Source organism: Streptomyces spiramenti, assembly GCF_012034385.1.
Classification (GTDB): Bacteria; Actinomycetota; Actinomycetes; order Streptomycetales; family Streptomycetaceae; genus Streptomyces; species Streptomyces spiramenti.
This window is the reverse complement of the sequence record NZ_JAAVJB010000311.1, coordinates 1-4,824: the sequence shown is the minus strand read 5'-3', so window position 1 is coordinate 4,824 and position 4,824 is coordinate 1. Positions and strand designations below refer to the sequence as shown.

The window sequence follows — 4,824 nt, the reverse complement described above, 5'->3', positions numbered from 1 at the left end:
GCCCCCGGCCGCTCTCACGCCGGGCCGCGCTCCACGCCGGGCCGGGGCCCGCGCGGGGCGATACCCGGGCCGCAGGGCCCCGCGGTCACGGTGGCGACCCGCAACCGGCCGCCGTGCGCGGGGGTAGCGGCACCGGACGGCCGGCGCCCGCCGGGCGTGAGGATCACCCGGGCGGACGTCCCCCGTTCCGTCACGTTCCGCGCAGTGCGGGTCCGGCGGGAGGCCGTCACCGCGCCCTCGACTCTCACCACCGGCAGGGGTGTTGGCCTGCGTCACGTCGCCCGTCCCACCGCCCGCCCTCCGGGGACCGCCCGCCGCCCACCGGGCCTGAAGAAGTGACGGACGGTATTCTCCTGATCTTGTCGGGGAATCCTTTTTCACCACCCGGGCGGCGATCGATCCGGCCAGTTGTCGGGGGTTATTCGCCCGGTCGCAGAATTTACGACCTACCGACCCCTTCTTGGATGTCCCCCGTCTCCCTACACTCCGGCCACGTCTGTTTCGGATCATCCTGCGTCAAGGAGGACGAATGGTGGGGCTCACATCCCCTCTCCGGGAGCATCCGTACGTCACGGCGGCCGACTCGGCCGCCGAGCTCACCGCGGGAAGCCGTGTCCTGGTTCTGTTGATCGGTCTGGTGGCCCTGGCAGCGCTGGGGTTCGCCGTCGTGCTTGCCCGCCAGGTCCTCGCCGCGCGCGAGGGGACCGAGGCGATGAAGAAGATCGCCGCGGCGATCCAGGAGGGCGCCAACGCCTATCTGATGCGGCAACTGCGCACGCTGTCGGTATTCGCGGCGGCGGTCTTCGTTCTTCTGCTGATTCTTCCCGCGGACGACTGGAACCAGCGCATCGGCCGTTCGCTGTTCTTCCTCGTAGGGGCGGCATTCTCGGCCGGCATCGGCTACATGGGAATGTGGCTGGCGGTGCGCAGCAATGTCCGTGTGGCCGCCGCGGCCCGCGGTGCCAATCCGCCGGACGGTTCGGAATTCCCGGCGACCCACGGCGGCGCGGGCGGCGGGGACCTGGGCACCGGCCCCGGCGGCCCGCCGATGGCCGTTCCGGACCCCGCAGCGACCGCGGACCCGGCCCGTCCGGACCGTGCCGGGGCACTCGACCCCGCCGCCGCACCGGACCCGGACGACGCCGACCGCGCCGCCGTGCCCGACCCCGGGGCCCCGTCGGCCGGCGGCACCGCGACCGACGACCAGGAGCGGCTGGGGCAGGACCCCGAGGCCGTACGCCACGAGGCCATGCGGATCGCGTTCCGTACCGGCGGCGTCGTCGGCATGTGCACCGTCGGGCTCGGGCTCTTCGGCGCTTCCCTGGTCGTCATGGTCTACGCGGCGGACGCACCGAAGGTCCTGGAGGGCTTCGGCCTCGGCGCGGCCCTGATCGCGATGTTCATGCGGGTCGGCGGCGGCATCTTCACCAAGGCGGCCGATGTCGGTGCCGACCTGGTGGGGAAGGTGGAGCAGGGCATCCCCGAGGACGACCCCCGCAACGCGGCCACCATCGCCGACAACGTCGGTGACAACGTCGGCGACTGCGCCGGCATGGCGTCCGACCTGTTCGAGTCCTACGCCGTGACCCTGGTCGCCGCGCTCATCCTCGGAGCGGTCGCCTTCGGAGACGTCGGCCTGACGTTCCCGCTGCTGGTGCCGGCGATCGGGGTGCTGACCGCGATGGCCGGGATCTTCGTCGTCGCTCCCCGTCCCGGCGACCGCAACAGCATGACGGCGATCAACCGGGGCTTCTTCATCTCCGCCGCGATCTCGCTGGTCCTGGTCGCGATCGCCGCCTTCGTGGCTCTTCCCGGCAGCTTCGCCGAACTGAGCGGCGTGGACGACGCGGAGATCCTGGCGCACGACGCCGACCCGCGGATGTTCGCGCTGGCCTCGGTCGCCATCGGCATCGTGCTGGCGGCGCTGATCCAGCAGCTCACCGGCTACTTCACCGAGCCGTCGCGGCGCCCGGTGCGGGACATCGGGCGGTCCTCGCGGACCGGGCCCGCCACGGTGGTGCTCGCCGGGTTCTCGCTGGGGCTGGAGTCGGCCGTCTACACCGCACTGGTCGTGGCGCTCGGTGTGTACGCGGCGTTCCTCGCAGCGGGCGGCACGGTCATGCTGGCGCTGTTCGCTGTGGCGCTCGCCGGCACCGGTCTCCTCACGACGGTCGGCGTCATCGTCGCCATGGACACCTTCGGTCCCGTGGCCGACAACGCCCAGGGCATCGCCGAGATGTCGGGGGACGTCAGGGGCGCCGGCGCGCAGGTGCTGACCGAGCTGGACGCGGTGGGCAACACCACCAAGGCGGTCACCAAGGGAATCGCCATCACCACGGCCGTGCTCGCGGCGGCGGCGTTGTTCGGCGCCTACCGGGACGCCATCGCCAACGCGGTGCAGGACACCGGGGTCAGCGCGGTGGACGCGTTCGGGGCCGCGGGGCTCAACCCCGACATCACCTATCCGAGCAGCCTCGTCGGTCTGATCATCGGGTCGGCGGTCGTGTTCCTGTTCTCCGGGCTCGCTGTGAACGCCGTCTCCCGCTCGGCCGCCTCGGTGGTCTACGAGGTCAGGCGGCAGTTCCGCGAGCGGCCCGGGATCATGGACTACTCCGAGAAGCCGGAGTACGGGCGGGTCGTGGACATCTGCACCCGCGACTCGCTGCGCGAGCTGGCCACCCCCGGTCTGCTGGCGGTGATGGCACCGATCGCGGTGGGGTTCGGACTCGGCGTCGGGCCACTGGCCGCCTTCCTCGCGGGCGCCATCGGCACCGGCATCCTCATGGCGGTGTTCCTCGCCAACTCCGGCGGATCCTGGGACAACGCCAAGAAGCTGGTCGAGGACGGCCACCACGGGGGCAAGGGCAGCGCGGCGCACGAGGCGACCGTCATCGGCGACACCATCGGGGACCCGTTCAAGGACACGGCCGGGCCCGCGATCAACCCGCTGCTGAAGGTCATGAACCTGGTGGCGCTGCTCATCGCCCCCGCCGTCGTGACGCTGAGTGTCGGCGACGAGGCCAACGGCGCGGTGCGGGTACTGATCACCGTGCTGGCGCTCGCTGTGGTGGTCGCGGCCGTCGTGGTCTCCAAACAGCGCGGCATCGCGATGGGGGAGCCCGATGACGAGGTCGGCCACGGCGCCGGGACGGGCGGCGGGGGGCCGTCCGCCCCCGCCCCCGGCGGCCCGTCCGCCGCGCCCACCACCGGTGCGGGCGGCAACCGGCCCCAGCGGGGCCGCAGCGGAGGAACGGACGGTCCGGTGTAGCCCCGGCGCCCGCCCGGTCGGCGGATCGGAGTCGGTAGCCCGGGCAGGGCAGCACCCGGGCCAAGGGCGGTGTGCCGAGGCACACCGCCCTTCGGTCTGCGGTAGGTTCCCGACCCAGGGACGCGCCTCGCCCACGCGGCGGCACCAGGACCGGCGACGCCGCGGGCCCACCGGCGAACGGTGGCCCCCGGTCACGTACCGTGGCGACCGGTCGCCGCAAGAGAACGTGACCGGGGAGCCCGCCGCACGGTCGGAGACGGCCGCGCGACGACGGCACGTCCCCCGCGACCGGCCCGCCCGGGGCCGGTGGCCAGCGCCCCGTCGGGGCCATCGCCTGGGAAGGGACCGGACAACGGTGAACAGAGGGTTCGCGACGACGGTGGCGGGCTGTGCCATGCTCGCGCTCACGCTGACGGGGTGCAGCGAGGACAGCGGCGAGAAGACCGAGGCGTGGGCGAAGAACGTCTGCGACCAGGTGCAGCCGCAGGTGGAACGCATCCAGGCGGCCAACCAGGCGCTGGCCGAGGCGAGTGAAGGCAGCAAGGAACCCGCCGAGGTCCAGGAGGTGTACAGCAGCTCCTACGGAGAGCTGGCCGCCGCCTTCGACTCGCTGGCCAAGGCCGTCAATGACGCGGGCGACCCGCCGGTCGACGACGGCGAGGAGCTGCGCACGGACGCCGTCGAGGAGCTGAACGGGCTCTCCCAGTCCTACACGAGCCTCCAGGAGGCGAGCGACTCGCTCGACACCTCCGACCGTGCCGCCTTCGCGGAGGGGCTGCGGGAGATGGTCGGCCAGCTCGACGAGCTCGGACAGTCCGGTGACGAGGCGCTCAGCGAGTTGCAGAGCGGCGACCTCGGCGACGCGATGGCACGTCAGGAAGGGTGCCAGAGCCCGGCCCCCTCCGCCCCGGGAGAAGGGGACGACGACGCGGGCGTCACCGACGACACCGAGGCGGAGGACGCGTCCGACGCCGCCGACGACGACGCCGAGACGGACTCCGACGCAGAGGAGACCGGTGCCGAGGAGTCCGGCGCCGACGTCTGACCGGCGCACACCGCTCACCGCACGCCCCTTGCCGCACCCGGGGGCCGACCATCGCCGGTCGGCCCCCGGCGTGCGTCCCCGGGCGGGCACCGGGGCCCGCGCAGCTCGGCCCGGCGGCGCACCCGGGTGCCGACGGCGGCGGGCCGGCAGAGGGAGCCCGGGACACAATGGGTCGGTGATCACCGACGACCTGCCGCACCCGGGGCCGGAGACGGACCGGCTCCGCGAGGCCCTGCTCTCCGCCACCTTCACCGCCGACGGCCTGCTGGACCAGCTGGGCGGCGTCGCCTACGCGGCCCTCGCCCGCGGTGAGACCGTCCCCGCCCTCCGGGCCACGCGGGACGGCTCACCCCTCGCGACGCTGATCCGGCTCTTCCTGCTGTGCGAGGAGGTGCCCGCCGACCGTGTCGCGGGGATCCTGCCGGTGGAGGGGCTGCTCGCCGCGCGGTGGCTGCGGCCCGCGGGGGCCGGCACGTCCGCCGCCCACCCGGCCCCCGCCGCCCACCCGGCC

2 protein-coding genes and 2 pseudogenes are annotated in these 4,824 nt (G+C 73.7%); all 4 read left to right on the top strand.

Going from position 1 to position 4,824, the window contains the following annotated elements:
* Positions 1-529: 529 nt before the first annotated feature.
* A pseudogene (locus HCJ92_RS25885) lies at positions 530-1,048 on the top strand (sodium/proton-translocating pyrophosphatase); the annotation flags it as partial.
* Between the two features lie 93 nt (positions 1,049-1,141).
* Positions 1,142-3,118 (top strand): annotated as a pseudogene (locus HCJ92_RS22245) (sodium-translocating pyrophosphatase); the annotation flags it as partial.
* A 505-nt stretch (positions 3,119-3,623) separates the two neighbouring features.
* A complete protein-coding gene (locus HCJ92_RS22240; protein WP_209311454.1) occupies positions 3,624-4,313 on the top strand; it encodes a small secreted protein in 690 nt (229 codons plus the stop codon).
* Between the two features lie 175 nt (positions 4,314-4,488).
* The coding region (locus tag HCJ92_RS22235) for a DUF7059 domain-containing protein (protein ID WP_420824759.1) at positions 4,489-4,824 on the top strand (336 nt) is incomplete at its 3' end.